Origin of the sequence: Pseudoalteromonas rubra (assembly GCF_005887095.1) — a bacterium.
Classification (GTDB): Bacteria; Pseudomonadota; Gammaproteobacteria; order Enterobacterales; family Alteromonadaceae; genus Pseudoalteromonas; species Pseudoalteromonas rubra_E.
In genome coordinates this window covers 1-23,047 of sequence record NZ_PNCI01000021.1, presented here as the reverse complement: position 1 = coordinate 23,047, position 23,047 = coordinate 1, and the positions used below count along the sequence as shown (strand labels likewise).

General features: G+C 48.4%; 18 protein-coding genes and 1 pseudogene. 8 read left to right on the top strand and 11 right to left on the bottom strand.

Annotation, left to right across the window (positions count from 1 at the left end):
• Positions 1 to 108 precede the first annotated feature (108 nt).
• Positions 109 to 414 (top strand): DUF1330 domain-containing protein, encoded by a 306-nt coding sequence (locus CWB99_RS10545; RefSeq protein WP_171045311.1) that lies wholly within the window; start codon positions 109 to 111, stop codon positions 412 to 414.
• A 133-nt stretch (positions 415 to 547) separates the two neighbouring features.
• On the opposite strand, the gene CWB99_RS10540 is transcribed toward CWB99_RS10545, so the two are convergent.
• From CWB99_RS10540 to CWB99_RS10515, 6 genes are all read right to left on the bottom strand, one after another.
• On the bottom strand, positions 548 to 1,816 hold the full coding sequence (locus tag CWB99_RS10540) for an AAA family ATPase (protein WP_138553359.1): 1,269 nt from the start codon (positions 1,814 to 1,816) through the stop codon (positions 548 to 550).
• A gap of 1 nt (position 1,817) precedes the next feature.
• Complete coding sequence (locus tag CWB99_RS10535) at positions 1,818 to 2,447, bottom strand: RNA ligase family protein (RefSeq protein WP_138553361.1); 630 nt, start codon at positions 2,445 to 2,447, stop codon at positions 1,818 to 1,820.
• Positions 2,448 to 2,600: 153 nt separating this feature from the next.
• Positions 2,601 to 2,852, bottom strand: coding sequence for a phosphotyrosine protein phosphatase (locus CWB99_RS10530; protein ID WP_249331823.1), 252 nt, complete (start codon positions 2,850 to 2,852; stop codon positions 2,601 to 2,603).
• 74 nt (positions 2,853 to 2,926) lie between these two features.
• On the bottom strand, positions 2,927 to 3,556 hold the full coding sequence (prfH, locus tag CWB99_RS10525) for a peptide chain release factor H (protein WP_138553363.1): 630 nt from the start codon (positions 3,554 to 3,556) through the stop codon (positions 2,927 to 2,929).
• The gene (locus tag CWB99_RS10520) at positions 3,553 to 4,713 is read right to left on the bottom strand and encodes an RNA ligase RtcB family protein (RefSeq protein WP_138553364.1); all 1,161 of its coding nucleotides are present in this window, start codon (positions 4,711 to 4,713) and stop codon (positions 3,553 to 3,555) included. Before CWB99_RS10520 ends, prfH begins: the two co-directional genes overlap by 4 nt.
• A gap of 392 nt (positions 4,714 to 5,105) precedes the next feature.
• Positions 5,106 to 5,336: a hypothetical protein gene (locus CWB99_RS10515; RefSeq protein ID WP_138553366.1), complete on the bottom strand. Its 231-nt coding sequence runs from the start codon at positions 5,334 to 5,336 to the stop codon at positions 5,106 to 5,108.
• Between the two features lie 388 nt (positions 5,337 to 5,724).
• On the opposite strand from CWB99_RS10515, the gene CWB99_RS10510 reads away from it, so the two are divergent.
• Entirely contained in the window at positions 5,725 to 6,330 is a 606-nt protein-coding gene (locus tag CWB99_RS10510) for a DUF998 domain-containing protein (protein ID WP_138553367.1), read from the top strand.
• Positions 6,331 to 6,371: 41 nt separating this feature from the next.
• Here the strand turns inward: CWB99_RS10510 and CWB99_RS10505 are convergent, their stop codons facing one another.
• Positions 6,372 to 6,956 (bottom strand): class I SAM-dependent methyltransferase, encoded by a 585-nt coding sequence (locus CWB99_RS10505; protein ID WP_138553368.1) that lies wholly within the window; start codon positions 6,954 to 6,956, stop codon positions 6,372 to 6,374.
• Positions 6,957 to 7,172: 216 nt separating this feature from the next.
• Between CWB99_RS10505 and CWB99_RS10500 the strand changes: the two genes are divergently transcribed.
• A complete protein-coding gene (locus CWB99_RS10500) occupies positions 7,173 to 8,012 on the top strand; it encodes a DUF6279 family lipoprotein (RefSeq protein WP_138553369.1) in 840 nt (279 codons plus the stop codon).
• Positions 8,013 to 8,211: 199 nt separating this feature from the next.
• Entirely contained in the window at positions 8,212 to 9,942 is a 1,731-nt protein-coding gene (locus CWB99_RS10495; RefSeq protein ID WP_138553371.1) for a hypothetical protein, read from the top strand.
• Between the two features lie 42 nt (positions 9,943 to 9,984).
• Here CWB99_RS10495 and CWB99_RS10490 read toward each other — a convergent pair whose 3' ends face one another.
• From CWB99_RS10490 to CWB99_RS10480, 3 genes are all read right to left on the bottom strand, one after another.
• On the bottom strand, positions 9,985 to 12,162 hold the full coding sequence (locus tag CWB99_RS10490; RefSeq protein WP_212748512.1) for a DUF6359 domain-containing protein: 2,178 nt from the start codon (positions 12,160 to 12,162) through the stop codon (positions 9,985 to 9,987).
• Between the two features lie 274 nt (positions 12,163 to 12,436).
• Positions 12,437 to 14,554, bottom strand: coding sequence for a bifunctional 2',3'-cyclic-nucleotide 2'-phosphodiesterase/3'-nucleotidase (locus tag CWB99_RS10485; protein ID WP_138553374.1), 2,118 nt, complete (start codon positions 14,552 to 14,554; stop codon positions 12,437 to 12,439).
• Positions 14,555 to 14,931: 377 nt separating this feature from the next.
• On the bottom strand, positions 14,932 to 15,885 hold the full coding sequence (locus CWB99_RS10480) for a LysR family transcriptional regulator (protein WP_054016786.1): 954 nt from the start codon (positions 15,883 to 15,885) through the stop codon (positions 14,932 to 14,934).
• Positions 15,886 to 16,014: 129 nt separating this feature from the next.
• Here CWB99_RS10480 and CWB99_RS10475 point away from each other — a divergent pair, with 129 nt between their 5' ends.
• The 4 genes from CWB99_RS10475 to CWB99_RS10460 all read left to right on the top strand — a co-directional run bounded on the left by CWB99_RS10475 (position 16,015) and on the right by CWB99_RS10460 (position 22,585).
• Entirely contained in the window at positions 16,015 to 17,181 is a 1,167-nt protein-coding gene (locus CWB99_RS10475; protein ID WP_138553375.1) for an efflux RND transporter periplasmic adaptor subunit, read from the top strand.
• 9 nt (positions 17,182 to 17,190) lie between these two features.
• On the top strand, positions 17,191 to 20,367 hold the full coding sequence (locus tag CWB99_RS10470; RefSeq protein ID WP_138553377.1) for an efflux RND transporter permease subunit: 3,177 nt from the start codon (positions 17,191 to 17,193) through the stop codon (positions 20,365 to 20,367).
• A 156-nt stretch (positions 20,368 to 20,523) separates the two neighbouring features.
• A complete protein-coding gene (locus tag CWB99_RS10465) occupies positions 20,524 to 21,531 on the top strand; it encodes a zinc-binding dehydrogenase (RefSeq protein WP_046006417.1) in 1,008 nt (335 codons plus the stop codon).
• Between the two features lie 478 nt (positions 21,532 to 22,009).
• The gene (locus CWB99_RS10460) at positions 22,010 to 22,585 is read left to right on the top strand and encodes a hypothetical protein (protein ID WP_138553379.1); all 576 of its coding nucleotides are present in this window, start codon (positions 22,010 to 22,012) and stop codon (positions 22,583 to 22,585) included.
• Positions 22,586 to 22,857: 272 nt separating this feature from the next.
• Here the strand turns inward: CWB99_RS10460 and CWB99_RS24405 are convergent.
• Positions 22,858 to 23,047: pseudogene (locus CWB99_RS24405) on the bottom strand (IS110 family transposase); the annotation flags it as partial.

Here is a 23,047-nt window from a genome sequence, read left to right as displayed (position 1 = left end):
TACTATGTCGAAAATTGGGCCCGATGTAGGCGGTAGCGCAGTGAATTGCCCAACAATTGAGAACGTGATTGAGTCTAACTAATTCCCCTATATTGGAAAGGAAAGAGAATGGTGTATGAATATTTGGTCGGGTTAGCCGTATCGGATGATGCGGTATATACGCAGTATCGCGCAGCGATGAAGCCTATTTTAAGTCAATATCATGGCGGGTTTGGATACGACTTTATCGTCAGTGAAGTCCTTAAATCCGAGACCAGTGCACCGATTAACCGGGTTTTCACTATCCACTTTCCAAGTAAAGAGGTGTCCGACCGTTTTTTCTCTGACGAAGAGTATTTGCAAGTCAAAGCACGGTACTTTGATGCATCAGTAACGCACATCACGATTATTTCTGAATATGATAAATCGAGCTGAATTCGACATGTGATTGCAACAAGCGTGTTGGTAATTCAACACGCTTCATTGCGTTTATGTGTGACACTGCGTGACAGGGTGGGGTAAATAGCTAAGTTCCCTTTTCTGGCTGTTACGCTGTGTGCTCAGTAATTTAAAAGCGCCCGGTCCTGCTTAGTTCAACCCCCTGGTCGCCAATGACCAACATACGATGCCCTTCAGTTCTGGCCGGCCACTGAAGCCTGTCGAGCTGTGATCTCAGAACATCATCTGACACCGTATGGTGTCTGTTTTTGTTGTTGGCTTGCAGAGCCGATTCTGTCAGCTGAAATGCGACAATTGTGATCAGCGCACCATACTGCAATCCGAGTTGACAGATCATTTCTCTAAAATCCTTTCGGATGTTAGTTGCATCCCAGACGACATCTTGCTTTTTGCCCAGCGCGGTTTTGAGTCGCTGTTTGGCTGTTTGCAGCATGAGCCCCTGATTTTTCTGGCTGCTTCTTTTGCCGTTGAGTTCTTCGCGGATCTCATCGAGAGAAACCACCTCAAATTCGCTCAAGTGTTGGCGTATCCAGGTCGATTTTCCACTGCCACTGATACCACACATAATGTATAAGTGCGCATAATGCTGACACGACTCATAGTTTTTGGCGACAGCTTCCTCTATCAGGTTTATCTGACCATGAGCGAGCTGCCTGATGGCATACCCGTCCAGATATACCTGTTGTGCGGCATCATCCTTAACCTGGATCTGTGTCAGAAGCGCAAGTTCCGCTTGTTTGTTTTCCCAGAGTTCATATTCTTGCGCAAACATACGAAACAGCTCGAGTAACTCTACTTGCTGAGGTAAATCAGGGCAGATCCTGCCCTGCATGTCAGCCATTTCCAGCCAGTAGAGTAATGCCAGATCCGCATTTAACGCCAGGCGTAAATAATCCGCATAGCCAGCGTTTCTGACGACCAGCAGCTTAGGCATCTGATGATATCCTACCAGCGCCATGACCTGCTCGATACAGGGTTGACTTATTGGCAGCTGCGGTAATCTTGGTGCCAGATAACTCATGCCCATTTCTTCATGCCTGGGGGCCACCACCCGTGTGACACCTGCAATGTCTTTTTCTCTGGTTGTAATAGGTTTGGCAATATCATGAAGCAGGGCAGCTAAAATCAGTATCTGACGTTGCTGTCCTTTGATATGCGCGGCCTGGCTTTCAAGAAGCTGATAAAGGGCGTTGAGCACCATGTCAGTATGAATAGCCACATTGCCTTCAGCATGCCATTGGTTATCCTGCACAGTGTTCTCCAGCTCGTATAAAAGCGGGAAGAAGGGTCCTAATATGCTCAGGCATTCAGCGAAACTGGGCGTATGCGTTTCCATCAGGCTGTTAAGCCATGCATGGGTTTCCTGGAGTCGGTTCATGTCAATCCTCCTGTGATTTCAGGCTATTTGGCACCACAGCCGAATGCATCCAGTGCGTGCCACTGGTCACATGATCCGCTCGGACCCATTTTGCAACGCTTTGCGCAAAGTCATCATAAGCAAAGCTGTCTGCCAGTCTGACGACATATCCCTCCTGCTTCTGAAGGTCCAATTTGATGTCCCTGATGCTTTTTTCACACCAGAGACCTGAGTAGAGCACTTTGGGTGTCGTTAAGCCCAGTTGCTGCAAAAACAGCTGAGTGTCTTGCCAGCTCAGGCACTGGTTACTGTTATCCCACACAGAAAAGGCCAGAAAATAGCTCTCTAATCTTGTGTATTCAATGGCATGGCGAGCGAAAAGGTTTTCTCCACAGATGCGCCAGCCTTGGGGGATTTGGTAGCCTATTTTACCCTGTAGCGCTTTAACCCAGGCTCTGGATGGGTGAAAGCGACTGTCAATCGAACGCGCATGAAGGTAATCAGCATAAAGAGTTGTATTCTCACCATCCATTTTTTCAGTGACAACCACTGTTTTACCTGCAAATTGCATCACACTACCCTGATGTAAATCATCGCTGGTCGCACCCAAAGACCAGGGCAAGTGTGGGGTGCGGGGATATTTGTATCTCATCTTGTAACACCATATTTTAATTCATTAAATTTGAGGGGCAGGCGAGGCCGAAAGGCGTCTCCTGGGCCCATAAGTCAACTCATGGGCGGCTTTAATGTGGTTGTGAGAGGGTGTTACATTGTTCTATTCCTTATCAGATATACGGTGTGGTGATCAGACTAAATCCAGGTAGTCTGAGACTGATTGTTGTATGAGCTCAACCAATGTAGGCTCCATCAATGCGTATTCATCGGGAACGTCCAGGACGTGTATTTCTTTGTGCTGCAGTGCCGCGGCAAAGTGGGTTTTGAGCTGAGCCTTGTGCTTATTCTCCATCACAAAAATGATATTTGCCCAGTGCAGATCTTTCGCCGTCACGGTTCGCCTGGCTTTGGGGCTGGTCCCTGCTGAGCGGGCGCGGACCATCGGGTGGGTCCTCCAGATTTTTTCAGCTGTTGGACTGCGCCATTGATTTCTCGAACATACAAACAACATATTGGTCATCGCTTTTCCTTAAACTGTTCACCTGTGAAGGTGCGCTTTGGCGCACCTCTTTCAAGTGTATGATGTTGTTGCCAGCGTATTTTGGCCTGATCATGTCGTTGCTGGGATTTCATTGCCTCCAGTTTGTTATGTATGAGGGCGATGGCGATCCGTTTATTGGCGTGCTGGCTGCGTTCACTTTGTGCTCTGACGCTGATCCCTGTCTCGGTATGTGTCGCCCTGACAGCAGAGTCTGTGGTGTTTACATGCTGGCCACCTGCACCCGAAGCCCGACAGCGCTGAAAGGTGATTTCTTGACTCATTGAATGTTCATCTAGTTTTGTAACCGTGCCGCTAAAAAACCAGTTTTTGCGTTTATGCCTTGGCCGGTAAGGGCTCTGACATACCCACAGCATTGAACCTTGCCATTGGTGTGCGAGTTGTGTAGCTATGGCATCACCATCTGCAGAACTTAACCTGAGCAATACGGACTTGTATCCTTCCTGGTTGTCGGAGGAGAGCGTTTCGATCACGGTCAGTCCGACACCTGCTTTGTGACACTGTCGCGTGATATGGCTCACAGCCAGGGCCACAGCCCGGCAGCATTCAGCCGGGCCCTGACCTGAAGAAAGTTGCAATAAAATCATCCGCTACAGTCTCCATTGGTTTTAAAGGTCAGTACCGGTTTAAAACGGGCAACAAGGTCAATGAGACCTGCGTCCTCCATGTCAGCAATCACGGTTTCACACTTTTTGTACGCTTGTGGCGCTTCATCATAAAGCAGCTCTTTGTTGCCACAGATCACACGGCTACCCAGTTCGGTGCGATATAAATCATCGCGCTTATATTTATGACTCAGGCGCCCCTGACACTCGCCCCGTTTCCACTTTCTGCCGGCGCCATGTGCCAGTGAATATAAGTTGAGGTGTGGCTCAGTGGTGTTTTTGGGTTTTACCAGGTAACTGTAATCACCGCGCGAACCTGGGATCATGACGCACCCTTTATCACTTGGGGTTGCCCCTTTACGATGTAGCCAGCCTTCAACACCAGCCAGTGTTTTGGGTGACATCAGATTGTGGTTTATATCAAGTACGCACGTGCCTTTGGTACGAATTGCCTCGAGAAACCGCAGTGCGATCAGTTCTCGGTTCAGCTCTGCCCAGCGCAGTGCTTCATCATGTTTGGTCAGATACGCTCCAAATGCGCTATCTGAGTGAGCCAGCCCTGCGTGATTGAACTTGGACACATGATCGACCAAAATTGATTGTCCAAGCCCCCGAGAGCCTGAATGCACCAGTAGTTGCAAGCTGCGCTTGTCCAGCCCTAATTGATTGATGGTTGTCTGGTCGTAGATCTTGTCAATGGACTGAAATTCAGCGAAGTGATTACCTCCGCCAATCGTGCCCAGGACATGATCAAACTGATTGTTTTCTATTTGCTTTGCTTGTTTTCGCTCTGCAACATAGTCGTGCCAGCTTTCATCAAGTGGGGACTCAACATGGGCAAATTTTTTGACCAGCTTGTCCAGATGCACTTTTGATGTTTTCATTGCTGTTTGCCACAGCGACATACCACAACCGATATCGTTGCCGACCAGAGCAGGGTAAATCTGATCTGTGGTAAAAAATGCCGCGCCAATCGGGTAGCCTCTGCCCGGGTGTAAGTCTGGCATACCGGCAACCTGCTGCATACCAGCTAACTCTGATGTTTTTTTAAGTTGTTGAATTGCCAAACCTTCAATCCAGGTCTCTTCAGACGCGATCAGGCTGACGTTGGGTGTAATTTGTTGGACGGATCTGCCCATAATACCAATTCCTTGCTCTTAAAAGAGCACTATAATTTTTTAGTGTAAAACGAATTGGCAGATCTATTTACTCGCCTGTTCATAGTGGCGAGACCGGGTAATAGCTTTGTCAGAAAGCTAAAGGAAGTTAAATCGCTTTCAGCTAATTAGCGGACAAGACCTGCAAAGGAACGTGATGTATTAGTCATATTTTTCTCCTCTGCGGTTGATTGATATAAATTGGGTGATAAATGTTCGTTTGTCTTTCGAACGGGCACAGTTTATTGATACTTTTTCGTGATTGCAAGAATAAATAAGGGTTATTTGTCACCAACGTATCTCCAAATGCCGAAAATGGCCACTTGAGTGGCCATGCTTATCACTACTTATTGGTTAGTTCGAGATGTGCTTGTCTACCAGAACACTTTGGTAACTTTGAGTCTGCCGCCATCGTTTTCACAGGTTGCACCCAGTGTCGGGTTGTAAGTCTGCGAAATTTTGAACCACAGTTGAACCTGATTACTGTCCAGGCACTGGAAGTGATAGTAGCGGAAATCTCCCGGGTTGCTGCCGCGGGCATGAGTTGTTGTACTGAGTGTAACCAGACAGGCTGCAACAGCAGCCAAGGTTATAAGCTTTTTCATTTTAGTTTCCTTCATACATAATTTTGCTCCTTCCACAGATAACGACTTGTTTGTCATTTTACATCGTTAAATGTGAACAAATTTAATAATACGTTACCAGTTCGGTTTTTGTCCACTTACCAATTTTGCTCATAGCGTTGAGGTGTCAGGTTGGTTTTTAAGTGTCAGATATATATGGCTATTTTTCTCGGTTGTAATCGGTGTGACTATCTCATTGTTGTGTGATGAAGAAAAAACGTGGCTGATGGAGTCAGTTTTTTTGCAAATTTATTCGTTTTTAGGTACGTTTAATTAGCACTTAATAAACAAATCAATATTGAATAAGTGCAGAATAATAAAAAGCGCATATCTGTCATTTACAGCTTTACCTGGACCAAGGAGGAAGCGAATGTTTGAATTCTTTGCAGCATTATTAGGCCTGGTTGCGACCGTCTGGATTACATTCGGTGTTTACATTGCGGGTCGATTTTACCCTGACTACGATCACTTTAATCAGTTCTGCAGCGAACTGGGTGCATCGGGAAGCCCGACACAAAAGTTGTCACCCTGGATTAATAATTACCCATTGAGTGTGATGTTTGTGGTTTTTGGCTGGCATGTGACTCAGCTGCCGGATGCGAGTATCGCGTTTTATATTACGGGTGTATTGATTATGTTTCACGGTATTGGTACCTGGTTTGCTGGCTATTTCCCGATGGACAAAGACCCCTATACGCTGGCACCGAGCCGAAACTGTAAGATTCACTCAACGGCTGGCTCAGTCGTGATGCTAACTTTGCTGATTGCGCCCGTTATTATCACAATCAGCCCCGACTCTGAGCTGATCACGCCCTGGTTTCGTGTATTCTCTGTTTCAGTGGTATTAGCATCGATATTTTTCACTATCAAGTTGGTTAACGCATATAAAGTTAGGCAAGGGGCAGGTTTGTACCAGCGTTTATCCTACTGGACTCAACTTATGTGGTTGAGTGTATTTTCTTTGATGTTGGCGTAATAAATGGTGGTGCCCGGATAAAACATCGGGCACCTGCTGCCTTAACATTTTAGTGCCTCAACAACCAAAAATTCCCCTTCATGACTGCTATGTATTGCGTGCGAAAGTTGAGAAAAGCCACTGTCTTTGAGCAAGGCTTTTATACCATCGAGCGCCTTTAGTTGTGAATGTACTTCCATATCTCCCTCCGCTGGTGCATTGAGATCTTCACATAACCATAGTCGACCACCTGACTTGAGTGCAGAGAAAACCAGTTCCATTGCGTAACCCGGGTTTTGCCAATGGTGGACAGAAAATGCGGCGATGACTAAGTCTTGCGTATTATCGGAGACATCCAGAGCTTCAGCTCCGGCCTCAAAAAATTGCAACTGAGCAAGTGACAGCCCGGCTTTTTTCTGGCGCGCTTTTGCTAAAGCGATCATTTTAGGTGTTGGATCAAGTGCCGTGACGCGCACGTTGGCTGCAGACTGCGCCAGGCACAGGCTTAAAAAACCGCCACCACAGCCAATCTCTACGATGTTGTAACCGGGTTGCACTTTGGCAAGTTGTGGAATTTGCTGGTGAAACGCCAGCTCCCCCCATTGCTCGTCGTAGCTGATTGCATGTTCGTCATTCCAGTGGCTCATAACTATTCCTCTTGTAACTTGTGGTATGGGATCAGTATGCAGGTAAGGCGCAGTATGGAGCAGAGCGCAGTTTAAGCGAAAATCGGCTTATTCTAAGATTTAAGTTTCGGGCACAGTTTGTAACGTAAGAAATATTTACAGACACTTTTTTAGTCCACATTTTGACAAATTCCGTATTAACTAAAGAGACTAACAATATGGACTATGGATACGACAATGAGAAAGCTTTTGATGGTGCTGGCGTTGCTCACAATGACTGGCTGCTCAACAAAATTTATCTACAAAAATGCGGACTGGCTCAGTTACTGGTATCTGGACGATTATGTGTCGTTAAGCGATGAGCAAGAAGCGCAATTTGATGAACGTTTACTCGCCTGGCTAGACTGGCACAAAGCCAAGGAGCTGACTCGCTATGCTGCGCAGCTAACAACACTCAAGCAAGACATTCAAAACGACCAGATCACACTGGAACGGATTGCGTATCACCAGACACAGATGCTGGATCACTGGTATCGTTTGCGAGGCAGGGTGGTGCCTGATCTGGTAGAACTGGCACCGATGCTGACACAAGCACAGGTCAGTGAACTATTTGACGAGCTTGCACAAGCACAAGCTGAACGCGCAGAGAAAAGAGCGAAGCGCTCTGAGCAGAAAAAGCATAAGCGTTGGCTCAAAGAACGTAAGAAAAACCTCAAACGCTGGATTGGTAAGCTTTCTGTATCACAGGAACAACGTATTGAACAATTGTATGAGCAGCTGGTGAGTACCAATGACCTGTGGTCAGAGTATCGCAGTCGCTATCAGCAAAAGCTCAGAACTCTGTTTGCTCAGCCAGAGCGCGGCGAGATATTCAAAACACAGTTGACCTCCCTACTAATGAAGCCAGAGGCGTTCCGTTCAGAGGAACTCAACCTGGCCAACGAGCACAATCGCAAAGCCAACCATCAATATTTGCTGGACGTGTATCAAAGCCTCAGCGAAAAACAGAAAAAACGGCTGGTTGCGGAGCTGGATGACCTGATTGAGGATATCGAGTCGTTAGCACAAGATGATTGATACCTGTCTGTTCGCAGTGACGCAGGGATGCTGAACTGCCAATAGATGATTTTTTAATGACATCACCCGATGTCGTTTGCACCAGATAGGATTGCCGCCTAGACTTGCCCGGTTGTCCGTTTCACGTCAACACAACACCTAAACCTAGCTTCATTTCAAAACACGCAAGACTCAATGCACTTATAGAAGGAATTAATAAATGCGATGTTCTTTGGTATTTCAAATTATGGTTTTCGCTTTTCTCAGTGGTTTGGTTCAGGCATCACCAACTCTGGAGGTGATTGAAGAGAATGATACCCGGTGGCAATACAGTGGCTACTGGAGAAACAGCACACAAGGGCAGTATGGTAGCGGTGGCGCTTACATGGTTGGTAAAGCCACTCTCGATGGAACTCTAAATAAAGGAGAAGCCTATTTAGACCTGACTGCTTTTGCGCAGTCTGCTCCAGTGAGCCTGGAGCTGTGCTATGTACAGCACTCTGCCCGCTACCGCTCGACCCAGGTTGTTGCTTCGGTTCATTACAGTGAAAGTAGCAAACATCCGGTACAGTTTTCTCAGGTAGGCTCTGTAAATACGCAGGCTTGTTATAGCCTGGGTTCACATACGGGCGTTGTCGGGTTATCGGTGTCTAATCATACTGCCGATGGTCAATGGGTATCGCTGGACCAGGTTCGTGTTCAGGGAGCGCAAACACCACCGCCCACAGAACCAAAATTCAATAGCCAATATACTAAGGCCGACATAGTGCCTGTTTTGCCACTGGGCACAACGCTTGCGCGCGATACAATTATTCGTTCAAGGGACCTGGGTGTCGAAGCCCTGACCATGGAGAGTAACTATGGCCTGGCCATTGCGACACTGGATGATCTGGACCAAAATGGTATACCTGAGCTGCTTGTGACGGGTAAGCACAAGTCTGACAATCACACTCAGGGGCACTTTTTTATACTCTATCTGGATGCATCAGGTGCTGTGAGCCGGGTCCAGTCGGTAGATGAACTCATGCTCAAAGATAGCGGTTTTGCGGCCGGGTTCGATGCACGCTATCTGAATCGGGTCGGCGACTTTGATGGTAATGGCACCACGGATGTGGTCATGGCAGAAAATGGTACAACCATGAATCCGTCCGGACGCTTTCGGGTTTTGCTACTTGACAGAAAGCTCGAAAACGAGCAGCTTTCCTATACCGTATTACGGAGCATAGAGTACTCCAACGCCGCAGGTAACTTGCCTGTTGTGCTTACGTCAAATGCGACATTTGGCGTATCGCCTTACCCCATTGGCGATATAGATCAGAACGGTACGCTGGACTTCCTGACTCTGGCCGTCGACACCGACGGCGATTTGCGCCGTTCCATGGGCCGCTCCCAAGCAGAGAATCTGTATATGGCGCTAAAAATAGGCAATAATGGCGATGTGCTCAGTATCAATCATTTGTTTTCGCCATTTGGTGGTGCCCCCATTATTGCCGGGTATATGAATAACGATAATCTGCCGGATATGGTTGGACCCTACGTAGATTCAAAGGCGCTCACATTTCATATTGCACAGGGGAATTATACCTCCTTTGCTTCTTTCACAACGCACCCCATAACTGTGAATGGTGGTAAGCCATTTCGGCTGGTGAGAATTATTCCTGTGGGTGATGCCAATGGTGATGGTCATGTAGATATAGTATTGGCTGGTAGTGAGGAAGGGCAAGGCTCAAGTCACAAAGTTCGTGGCTTGCTGCTCCTGGATGAGCATTACCAGCCTCTGGGTGATTTAATCCCTTTAGTGAAGGCCGATGAGTACCCGGATTTCTGGAGAGCGATACACAGTGCCCAATCAACATTCGCGGATATGGACGGAGATGGTGACTTAGATATGGTGATGGGGCATATACATGACCCCGACGGGCCATCTTTGCATATTCGTTATTACGAGTAAAAAAGATAGCATGGGGTTGCCCCATGCTATCCAAATACGTTGTTAATCCAACAGAGTCAGTTCGGTGACGTTACGCACACCAGGCTGGCTCATATAGTCATTTTTAACACCAGTCACGCGCAGCTTTTTACCCAATAAAGCAGGGTTAAGCTGAGGGCTGTATGTCGAACGCTGTGATGATTCCAGCTTGATGTACAGCTTGTGGCCCGGCGCATTTGGATCGCTCAGCTCCAGCGCATAAATGTTGTTGATGGCTGAGGTAATGGTGCCAGCTACCACAACCGGTGTGCCATTACTTTTTGCCAGTACTTCGCTGACCGTCATATCCAGGTTCGGATCCGGGTCTGGTGAAGTTGACGACGCCTTGGCAATTTCAGAGACATTACGGATACCAGGCTGACTCATGTACGAGTCGCGCTTACCGGTGATCACCAAAGTCTCATCCAGTATGCTTGGGTTCAGTTGCGGGCTGAACTCGGCGCGCTGGCTGGATTCAAGCTTGATGTTGATGGTGGTGCTGTCGTCAGATAAGTCAGACAGAACCAAAGCATAGATGCTGTTCAGCGGTGCTTTGACCTTACCGGTTAAAGTAATGATTTCACCCTGAGCGGTGGCCAACGCCTGAGAAACGGATAGCGCGCTCGGTGCGATAACCAAATCTGTAACGTAGCGGATCCCTGGTTCACCCATGTAGCTGTTGCGCTTGCCGGTCACTAACAGGGTTTTACCCAGAATTTCAGGGTTCAATTGCGGGTTGAAGTCAGCGCGTTGATTAGACTCTAATTTGACGTTGATGCTGACAGCCGGATTATTTAAGTCTGTCAGTAGCAGGCCATAGATACCATTGACGGCATCCGTTACTTTACCCTGAACGACCAACTCAGTACCGGTTGTCGCTGCCAATGCGTCAGCAACAGACACCGCAGTACCAGGCGTTGGATCCGGATCAGGATCTGGGTCTACCTGACCCTGACCGTAGGGCGCATTGAAGGAGTTGTCTTTATAGGTATCTGTATTCCAGGGGTTAAAGCCGTTACTTGGATTACTCCAGGGCTGACCATTGTTAGGGTCAAACATTTCCTCAGAGGTCATGGGGATGGGCGTAACGCGACCCGGTGTACGACCATTGGCACCATCGAAATGGGTGTAGCTTTCAGGTGTAGCCAGCCAGTTGATGATATTAACTGATAAGACAGAGGCGTGACCTGGATCTGTCCAGCCCGGGTAAGTTTTTTTGGTGTTCCCGTTGTCCTGTCGACGATATTTAGGGGTTGCATCTTCGATGGGTGAGGAATCACCAATGAATGCCGCTTTACCGGCACCAGACTTAGCGATGGCAACGTAAGGGCCTTCGGCCTCGCCGCCAAAATACAGGCCAGAGTCTTTGGCATATTTCCATTTAGTTGGATTGTCTGTTTCAGCAAAGTAAACCAGGCCTTTGGCTTTTTGACCATCAACGATGGCCAGAGTCGCGCCAGCAGCCATTAAAATTGGCGCCACACCCTGGGTCAGGCCTTCTGTCTGACTCGCCGGCTCTACACCACTGACACCTTGCTTATAGTCAACACCGTTAAAGCGAAAACGAATACCAAAGTTTTCTACCAGCCAGCCTTGCTGAGCACTTTTTGGGTTGCGCCAGTCACCGTAGGCGCCGCCCAGATTATATTTGCTCAGATCTGAGCGGTTGTAGCCATTGAAGACTTCGGTAGCATCCCAGGTGTTGAGGTTACGGTCTGCGTCATAATGGTCGGCGATAAAGAAAATGCCTTTACCCGTTGCAATAAAGGTTTCCAGTGCCTGTTGCTCTGCAAGGGTAAAGGGACGGTTAGTTTCCGCAAGCACAAAAACATCGGCATGTTTGATGGCATCATAAGTAATGATGGCTTCGTTGGCCTGAGTTGAGATGTTGCGATCGTCATAAAAGCGAATTTTACCATCATTGTTTAAGTCGACGCCGCGATATTCTTCGACACGATAACCTTCAGCGACCAGGGCATCGGCGAAGTCAGAAAAAGCGCCGTCAATAACCCAGTCGGCATTACCTTCAACACCGCCGTGCGAGACGTCGAATAGTACTGTTTTGCCATTGCTTTGTTGTGCACTCGGTACTTTAACCGGTGCGGTGTTGTTCCAGTTATACGGTGTGGCAGCCTGCAAAGCAGTTGCTGAGAGTGCAAACGCTACACCAAGGCCTAAGACTGTGAGTTTAGATAGTTTCATCATCAATTCCCGTTGTGAATATCAACCTGACCTTCCATCTATGCCTTGTAAGTGCGCTCACTCAGAGAGTCAAATTGTCGCGAACGTCGCTAAACAATTGTATTTAACTCACCAAGTTGCCAAGTTTCCCTGGCAAGCACACAATCCTTTGGCCTTAATGTCGTGCACTGAATTCAGGTGGTTGATATGAAGTTGCCGCATACTGCCTGTGATTACGGCGCGATATAAATGCCACGCAAGTGCGTGGCTTTTAATTTGTTTATCGCTCTGACACTCAGTTTGCAGGCTGAGTCAGGTCGATTTGATAGATTGCAAAACCATCTTCTGTGGTTTGATTCAAAGGAGTGATATGGGCAAAGCGCGCACTAAATGCTGTTGCCTTATCCGACGGTGAGCTGTAAAACACAACGTTAGCTCCCGCCACCGGGGCAAATGACCAGTTACCATCTGCGCTTGGGTCCATGCCGGTTTCTGGAGTTTTGTTTGACTGCAATGAAATATAATCAGCGACCACCTGACGGTTTTCGTTTGGTGAGTCTACTGCGATTTTTTCACCAGAGATCCCCGGGAAGTTACCACCACCGGAAGCGCGATAGTTATTGGTTGCCACCAGGAATACCTGCTCATCGGTTACCGGTTCGCCCTGATAGGTAAGCGATTTAATACGATTACCGTCAGACACCTTGTTACCCTTAGTGTCGTATCTTGCAGGCTCTGTGACATCTATCTGGTAGGTCACACCATCAAGGACATCAAAGTTGTAAGATGGGAAATCTGAATTTACCAGCACCTGAACCGCATCTGTGTTGGGCGTTATCTGGTTGAACTGACCCGCTGACATTTCCAGCCATTGTTTGACTTCAGCACCATTTAGTTTAAGCACTTTCAGCACGTTAGGATAAATATACAAGTCTGCCACATTGCGATAAGCGATGTCACCTTTATCAACCGCTGTGAAGTCATCGGCTCCACCCCGGCCAGCTCTGAAAGGGGCACCCGCTGAAAGGACCGGGAGGTCATCTAGTTCAGTCCCTTTTACAATGGCCTGTGTGTACCAAAGTTGCGCGTCGGTGACTATCTGGATAGACGGATCGTCGTTAACCAGTGCAAAGTAGCTGTTTACCTCGTCAGAGATTTTGGCAAACGGCTCATTAACCCAGGTTTTGGTTTCATCGTGTGCGGCCATTGCCGCGTTTTCGACCTGTGCATCGTTAATGGCTAAAGACGTGACAGTGCGATCTGGGTTGGTGACAGAAATAGGTTCCAGCGTCGACTGAGTGTCTTTTACCTGCCACCCATCTGCACCGTATTCTAAGGTCATGTCGATGATACCCAGGTTATTACCCCAAAAACCAGGCATCACGGCCGCGATGCCATTAATAGTGCCTCTCTCATTGTCGACACCATGTTCTTCAAGGCCTGCATAGCGTGGACCTGGGAAGTTCGCATGGGCATGGCCAAACATGATGGCATCAATGCCGTCGACTTTGGATAGGTAGTAGCTGGCATTTTCTGCCAAGGGTTTTTTCTCTGCCGTTTCCAGTCCAGAGTGCGGAATAGCCACTATGATGTCTGCACCTTCTTCTTTCATTTTAGGTACATAGTGTTTGGCCATATCAACAATGTCTTTGGCTATGACCTGGCCTTCCAGATTGGCTTTGTCCCACTGCATAATTTGTGGCGGCACAAAACCGATGTAACCAATTTTCAGGGTTTGCACATCGCCATTTTTATCAATTACCTGCTTGTCTTTAATGATGTAAGGGGTGAACAGTGGTACATCGTTGCTTGGATCATCGTCACCATCATCTTTAAACACATTGGCTGAGATATACGGGAATTTGGCATCGTCTATGGCTTCGTCCAAGAATTCCAGACCAAAGTTAAATTCATGGTTACCGATGTTGGCGACATCGTAGTCCAGTGTATTCATCGCACCATAAATCGGATGTACATCACCGTCTTTAAGGCCTTTAATTTTTGCCATATAGTCGCCAAGCGGGCTTCCCTGGATCAGGTCACCATTATCAACCAGAACCGAGTTTGTAGCTGCCTCACGTGCCTGACGGATCAAGGTGGCGGTTTTGACCAGGCCGACCTTGTTGTCTTCTTTGTTTGAGAAGTAGTTAAAGTTCATCAGGTTCGCATGTAGATCCGTTGTTTCCATGATGCGCAGTTCCAGTAAGGTGCCTTCGGCTATCGTAGGCTCTTTTGGCTCCTCAGGATCTTTGTCATCATCCTTAGGCTTGTCATCGGTCGGTTGTTTGTCTTCATCTGCCAGCTGTTCTTTAACCGGCGGCTTGATGTCAACTTTGTTATCGTTATCCGAGCAACCAGTGATTAATGCGGTTGTGCCGCAAAACATTGCGAGTGTTAGTAATTTTAATTTCATAGTCCTGACTCTGTAATTGTTTCAGGGGCAGTACTATAGAAACCAAAAAAGACAAAGAGGCTAAGAATTAATGGCATCTCTGTGCCAGATATATGGCTAAAAAAAGACTTTCATTCTCCCGTTAACATTTTAAAGTACGGTCGATTAATTTCATTAAGCGCTTGATACTTAATAGGTATTTTTGTGGCTAGGGAAGTGGTTCATGACTCTTTGTGAAATGGCATTATTGATAAGAGTAGAGTACGACAGGAGTGGACAATTGCACAAGATGCTTTGCACTCCAGCGCTGGAGCGCAAAGCTGGTGTTTTTAACCGGTGTTTTACCACTGTCATTATTGACAATTTTGTATGAGTAGAAAAGCGCCCATCCGGAGCTGTTATTTTGCTTTGGGCTGATAAAGTTGCTCTATTCCGGGAATGTTCAGTTCCCAGCGCGGCTTATGCTCGCCGATATAATGTCGTGCCGCGTCCAAAAATAATCGGGTTCTGACCGGCAAATCCCGGTGCGGGTAAACGGCATACACCGCGCTGTAATCGGGCAGGTTGACGTGCGTCAGCAGGGGGACCAGCTGGTCGGTATCTACTCCGTCAGCAAAGAAGAAGGCCGGTGCAGTAAAAAACGCGGTGTGCGATAGTACTTTGCTCATCAGGGCCTCTGCATCATTGGAGCGAAACACTGGCGTAATGGGTTGCTCCTGCGGCTTGCCATCTTCGTCGATATAGCTGATAGCTTCAAAGCGCAGGTGCGAGCTGCTGTAAGAAGCTGCGGGCAAGTCTGCCAGGTCGGCCATGGTCTTTGGCTCGCCATAGGTGTCGATAAAGCGTTGGGTTGCCAGGATCAGCATTTTATTACGGGCAATTTTTCTGGCCACCAGGGAGGAGTCGCGGGGTTCACCAACCCGAAAGGCCAGATCGTATCCTTCTGAGATCATATCCACTACCCGGTCATCCATACGTATCTCAACACTGACCTGAGGAAAGCGTTTCTGGAAATCGTTGATGACAGGCATCAGGTAATGTTGGCCGATATAGCTCGATGCGGTAATGCGCAATAAGCCCCTGGGCTCCTGGTGATAGTTTTCTGCCAGTTGCACCGTATCCTGTAATAGTAAGCGCAAGTCTGCGGCCTTTTTTACCATTTCAGCGCCGGCTGCGGTCAGGGAAAATGATCGGGTTGTGCGATTCAGTAACCGAACGCCCAGTTCTTCTTCGAGCTTGCCTATCTGTTTGGAGATCACTGAACGGTCTATATTTCTTAGTTCAGCTGCCTTAGAAAACGACCCCTGCTCAACAACTTCGAGCAACATAATCAACCGGCTGGTGGTATCCATAATCTGTCCTTTCAACACAAAGAAAAGTTTATTGGTGCCATTCTGGCACTAATGTTTTTAAAAAACTACCATTTTTCTTCACGGTAATTCTTCGTACTATCATAGCAACTCATACTGTCGGAGAATGTCATGAATAAAATTAGCTATACACTCAGTGCGGTCGCACTTGCTTTGGTGCTCAGCGGTTGTAGCCAGCCAAATGCACAGGAAGGGCAGCAACAGCCGCCACCGCTGACCATTGATGTGGCACAGGTCAAAATGGCCCCGGTGCAGTCGTGGCATACCTTTACCACGCGTTTGCAAGCGCCGGAGCGGGTCGTGCTTAAGCCTCGCGTATCTGGTCAGGTAGAGCAGATGACATTCAAAGAAGGTGAAAGAATTGAAAAGGGCCAGACGTTGTTCAGACTCGACCCGCGCCCGTTTGAAGTGCAGGTTGAAACTCTGAACGCACAGCTGGTTAGTGCTGAGGCTGCGCTGATGCAGGCTAAAAGCGAAGCACGCCGTGCCAAACAGCTGGTGGCTGAAAAAGCCATGTCAACCGAGCTTGCCGAGCAGCGTGCGGCGACATTGCGCCAGGCACAGGCCAATCGTGATGCTATCGCCGCACAGCTGAAAAAAGCGCGCCTTGATTTAGAATTTAGTCAGGTTGAAGCGCCCATCAGTGGCGTGATTTCGCGTGCTATCGTGACCAAAGGTAATTATGTGAGCGCCGGTGAAACCACGCTGGCAACCATAGTGTCAGATCAGCAGATCTATGCTTACTTTGATGTGGACGAGCGCACCTGGAGTGACAAGTTTGCCGGTGTTGATGCTACTGATGCGGTAACCGTGCAATTACAGCGTATCAATGGTGGGGCATCGGTGCCTGGCGTGGTTGATTTTATCGATAACGAAATTAACCCCAATACGGGCACTTTAGGGGTACGTGCAGTATTTGATGCGCAGCAACACGGTCTGAAACCAGGTGCCTTTGCGCGCATCTCTTTGGGCTCGGCTGATGCTGCAACCATGCCTTTGGTGCCTGAGCGTGCCATTGGAACGGATCTGAAAAACCGCTTTGTACTCACGGTAGATGCCAATAACACGCTGCAATACCGCCTGGTAGAGCTGGGTGAGCGCTACGGAGCATTCCGTGCGATTAAATCAGGACTGGAAGCGGGCGATAAAGTTGCTGCCAATGGTCCTGCACGCGTTGGTCCGGGCATGCCTATCACCCCAAACATGGTAACGCTGAACCTGGATGATACCCGTCTTGTGATTGCACAGCGCGACACTCAGCTTAGCGCTGCAAACTAAGAGGCCATTATGAACTTTTCTCACTTTTTTATCAGCAGGCCGATTTTTGCGGCCATGCTCTCGCTGGTGTTTGTGATCACTGGCGCCATCTCGCTGTTTCAGTTGCCGGTCAGTGAATACCCGGAAGTGGTGCCGCCTACAGTAGTGGTTAACGCCAGTTACCCAGGTGCGAACCCCAAAGTAATCGGTCAGACCGTCGCGACGCCGCTTGAGCAGGAGCTCAATGGCCTGGAAAACATGCTGTACCATTCGTCTCAGGCAACCAGCGATGGCCGTCTTACCCTGACTGTGACCTTTGCTTTGGGAACAGACTTGGATCAGGCCCAGGTTCAGGTGCAAAACCGGGTGAACAATGCCTTGCCACGCCTTCCTCAGGAAGTGCAACGCCTGGGTGTGACAGCGCAAAAATCGTCGCCTAACCTGGCGTTGGTGGTGCATTTGGTGTCTCCGGATGGTCAGCAGGATACCTCTTATATGGCCAACTATGCCGACATCTATATTAAAGATGAGCTGAAGCGCTTGCCGGAAGTGGGCGACCTGCAACTATTTGGTGGTGCTAAATACTCTATGCGTGTGTGGCTAAATCCCGATGCACTGGCAGCGCGTAACCTCACTGCGGGTGATGTGATCAATGCGTTACGTGCACAAAACCAGCAGGTTGCCGCGGGCTCTTTGGGCGCTCAGCCTTCTCCGGATGAGAACCAGTTTCAGGTATTGTTGAATGTAAAAGGGCGCTTAACTCAGATTAATGAATTTGAGCAGGTGATCATCAAAGTGGGCGAGCAGGGCCAGATCACACGCTTGCAGGACATTGCGCGTGTTGAACTGGGTCAGGAAAACTATGCGCTGCGTGCTATGCTGGACAACCAGCCTGCGCTGGCAATGCCGGTATTCCAGCGCCCGGGCTCCAATGCTATTGCTTTGTCTGACAACGTACGTGCGACAATGGCGCGTCTGGCAAAAGACTTTCCGGCGGGCATGACCTATGAAATTGCTTATGACCCTACCGTATTCGTACGTGGCTCAATTGATGCCGTTATCCAGACGTTACTGGAAGCCATTTTGCTGGTAGTTGTGGTTGTGGTGGTGTTTCTGCAAACTTGGCGCGCGTCTATCATTCCTTTAATTGCCGTACCGGTGTCGTTGATCGGTACTTTTGCCATCATGCAGATGCTGGGCGTGTCGATTAATACTCTGTCTTTGTTTGGTCTGGTACTGGCTATCGGTATTGTGGTGGACGACGCCATTGTGGTGGTCGAAAACGTAGAACGTAATATTGCCGACGGCTACAGCCCGTTTGAGGCAACTAAAATTGCCATGACTGAAGTAACCGGGCCGATTATTGCCATTGCCTTTGTATTGTGTGCGGTGTTTATTCCAACGGCCTTTATTACCGGACTGTCGGGCCAGTTTTACAAGCAATTTGCCCTGACGATCACCATTTCAACCTTGATCTCGGCCTTTAACTCGCTGACCTTATCGCCTGCGCTTTCTGCCTTGCTGTTAAAGTCGCATGATGCGCCGAAAGACGGCCTGACCCGCGTGCTCGATAAACTGTTTGGCACCTGGTTATTCAAACCCTTCAACCGCATGTTCGACAAAGGTGCGCAGGGTTACGAGAAGCTGGTACAAAAACTGATCCGCATGAGTGTGGTTGTCGGTGTGGTGTACTTAGCGCTGGTGGGTTCAACCGTGGGCCTGTTTAACTCAGTGCCCGGTGGCTTTATTCCGCAGCAGGACAAGCAATATCTGGTTGCGGTAGCGCAACTGCCGGATGCGGCCAGTCTGGACAGAACCGAAGCCGTGGTCAAACAAATGCAGGCAATTGCACTGGAAGTACCTGGTGTTGCACACACCGTGGCGTTCCCGGGCTTGTCGGTGAATGGGTTTACCAACAGTACCAACAGCGGCATTGTGTTTACACCACTGGCTGATTTTTCTGAGCGCCAGGACCCCAGCTTGTCTGCCCATGCGATTGCGATGCAGCTGAACATGCGATTTGCTGAAATTGATGAAGCCTTTGTTGCGGTGTTCCCACCGCCGCCAATTCTTGGTCTGGGTACCACAGGTGGCTTTAAATTACAGCTTCAGGACAGAGGAAACAAAGGGTTCGAAGCCTTGTTTGCAGCGCTTCAGAATACCATTGGTCAGGCGCAACAATATCCGGCACTGACGGGCCTGTACTCCAGCTTCCGCATTCAGGTGCCACAAATGGACATTAACGTTGACCGTGAGCAGGCACTATTGCAGGGCATTCCGCTGGATGAAGTGTTCAATGCACTACAGATTTACCTGGGCTCTGTGTATGTGAATGACTTTAACCTGTTTGGCCGTACTTATCAGGTAAAAGCGCAGGCCGATGCTGAGTTCCGTGCTAAGCAGTCGCAGATCAACAACCTGAAAGTGCGTAACGCCGCCGGCAGCATGGTGCCGCTGGGCTCCGTAGTTACGGTGACACCCACCACAGGTCCGGATCGGGTGATGCACTATAACGGCTATATGACCGCAGAACTGAACGGCAGCCCGGCGCCGGGGTACAGCTCAGATCAGGCCAAAGAAGCGATTGAATCGGTACTGGCTGAGAGTTTACCGGAAGGGATCAGCTATGAATGGACTGAGGTAACCTATCAGCAAATTCTGGCGGGTAATACTATGGTGTATGTGTTCCCTCTGGTGGTAGTTCTGGTCTTCATGGTGCTGGCAGCCCAATACGAGAGCCTGCGTTTACCACTGGCCATTATATTGATAGTGCCAATGACGATATTCTCTGCGCTGGCGGGTGTGTATATGCTGGGCGGCGACAATAATATCTTCACTCAGATTGCACTGATTGTACTGGTGGCACTGGCCTCGAAGAATGCGATTCTGATGGTCGAGTTTGCCCGCGATAAGCATAAATCCGGTGCCACGCATCTGGAAGCCATCATGGAAGCGTGTCGTTTACGACTGCGTCCTATCCTCATGACCTCGATTGCGTTCACTGCTGGTGTAGTCCCTCTGGTACTGGCGTCAGGTGCAGGTGCAGAGATGCGCCAGGCAATGGGTAATGCGGTGTTCTTTGGTATGATTGGGGTAACGGTATTCGGCTTGCTATTTACGCCCGTGTTCTATCGCCTGCTCACCCTAAACGACAGCGCGAAGGAAGGTTTGCAAGACAGCGCAAACGAGCCTGTGATTGGAAAATAGCCGTTAACAGGATTTAAACACCTGTCACAATATTGAGTTGTTTGACAGAGACCAAGATGGTTTAATAGCAACAATTGCGAAGTTTTGCCCATAATCGGAAAGTTAAAGTTATGGGCAATCTGACCTCAAAAGGGTCGAAAAGTGGAGAAAACCACCATGTCAGTCGAAAAAACCACCATGCGAGCACTGGAGCTGCGTCAATGTGGCGCTGAGTTTGACTTAGCGATGGCAGAGCACGCTATGCCAGTGCCGGGAGATAACGAGTTACTGGTTGCCATAGATTATGTGGCCCTGAATCACCTGGACGCACGGATGGCGAAAGACGGATTTTGCCAGTGGCAATACCCGCACATTTTGGGACTGGATGCCGTCGGCACAGTGGTCTCAGCTGCTAAAGGGGTATTTCCCCCCAAAGGCAGCCGGGTATTGTTTAATGCCAGTCTGGCAGAGCAGGGGATGCTAAAAGAATACGCGGTTGTACCCAGCCACGCGGTATCGGAAGTACCCGATGGCATGAGTGGCGAAGTGGCGGTGTCATTGCCCAATGCGGGCATGGCGGCACTGCTGGCTTTGGATAAAATGCAGGTGCAGGACGGCGACTCGCTGGCCATCAACAGCGCACAAGGCGCCGTGGCCCATTTTGCCGTGCAATACGCCAAACAGCGCGGTGCTCAGGTGTTTGCTTTTGCACAGAAAGAACACCACAAAAGACTGAGTAAACTCGGAGCAGACTGGGTGTTCGATTGCGAATCGGAGTCGGTATGTGAACAGATCAAGCGAGAAATGGGCCCGGGTGGCTTTGACTGTATTTTAAATACACAAGGCGGCGACTCCTTTTTGGATGACCTGCGCCACTTGCGGTTTTGCGGTCGCATTGCCTGTCTTAATGGCTTTGGCACTATTCCCGAAGAGTTGCTGTTTGAGAAAGCACCCAACATTGGCGTGGTCTCAGTCGCCGGCGCCTGGATGGCCAATAGCCTGTGCGCCCAGCAGCACTTGTGCTTTATGGGCCGCCAGTTACTTGATGACGTCAGCAACGGTCGCATCAAAGCACCCGAGGTCAAACTGCTCGACTTTAGCGTTGATACCGTACGCGATGCACTGAGCTGCCTGCTTGGGAAAACCTGCCAGCAACGCCCGGTGATCCGCATCACACGCGATTAGACCGAAACGATATTTATGAGTTACAAAGCCCGGCTAGGTTAGTCGGGCTTTTTTGTTTATTGTCCGAGTATGTTGTTACGCTGCATTATGCAAGGGGGAGTAAGGCATGCTGTGTCGAAATCACAACACCTTGCCAAATAGGAAAAAAGTAGGTCTAATAATACGCATAAATAACGTTGTTCAGGCAGGGAATGAGTCACGTTGTAACGGTTTAAGTCACAAACGGTTAAAAACAGAAGCTGCTCATCAAAAGCAAATCCCCATAGCATAAACCACACCAGCCGGATACGGCGTGCAGGTAGCGGCCCAGTTCAACAAACGATTATGCGTACTGCGTACGCATGAATACTAAAGCGTTATATGGCAAGAGGATAGCCTGATTAAACTTCTACTTATTCCGGGGATGGATGGAACAGGAAAGCTGTTTAAGCCACTAATAGAATTACTCCCTAAGTCTTTGAGTACACAAGTCATATGCTTGAATTCATTGCACTCGGAAGAGCCTAAAGAGCAAGCCGCTGAAATAGCTTCCTTAATAGGTAAAGAAAAAATTGTTATCCTTGCAGAGTCCTATTCAGGGAGCATCGCTTATCATTTATCTTTGATATCTGATTTAAATATTAAACATATAATTTTTGCTGCTAGCTTTTTGGAACCACCCTCGAAACTAGCTAAGTTAAGCGGTTGCTTGCCTATAAATTTTATTAGGCGGGGCTTTATTCCAAGTTTTGTTTTAAGTCGTCTCTTCTTCGCCCAAAGAAATAATAAGAAACTTGTCAGTTTGTTTCTTTCAGCGTTAAAGCTAGTAGATAACTCGACTTTGAAGCAAAGGCTAAAAACAATATCTAATTTGGCTTCACCAACTTATGAAGTTGATGTTCCTTGCACTTATGTAACAGCAAAAAGTGACTATTTAGTGTCTAAAAAATCAGTACACATATTTAGTAAGCTATGCGTAAATATTAATGTGCTCAATGCAAAAGGTGGCCACTTTATTGTTCAAAGCAACCCTTTGTATTTTTCAAAGTTAGTGCAAAGCGTAATTGCCATATAACAAATTAATTAAACAATGGACGCAAAACAGCAGGCTTGCGCTCATTCTTCGCTAAGTTTAGCCTGCTATTTTCCGCCGTTTATTAAGGCGTTATAGAAAACAAGCGACATATATGGATGCTCCAGCGATGTCAAGCCGAGTAGGCCTGCGGGATAGCGAATTTTCGTTATCCCGTTCGTTATGTTACCCGTGTTGCCGTGCCTGATGTTTGGTCCAGTCCGCTATAAATGTGTAGCTCTGACATATATCCGGGCTTGACTGGCAACCTAACCCTAGATGCATTGTGCCGCCCCCGATTGTGTATATTGAGGCTGATACGGCTCATTTTTCTGTAGTAATATCCACATCAACCTGGCCAGCCGGTGGGCAGTGGCCACAATGGTTTTATTTATACCAATTCGCTCTCGCAAAGCGCTGACCCAGCGATTTAAATCGTCGTCCTTTTTATGTGCGTGTGTGACC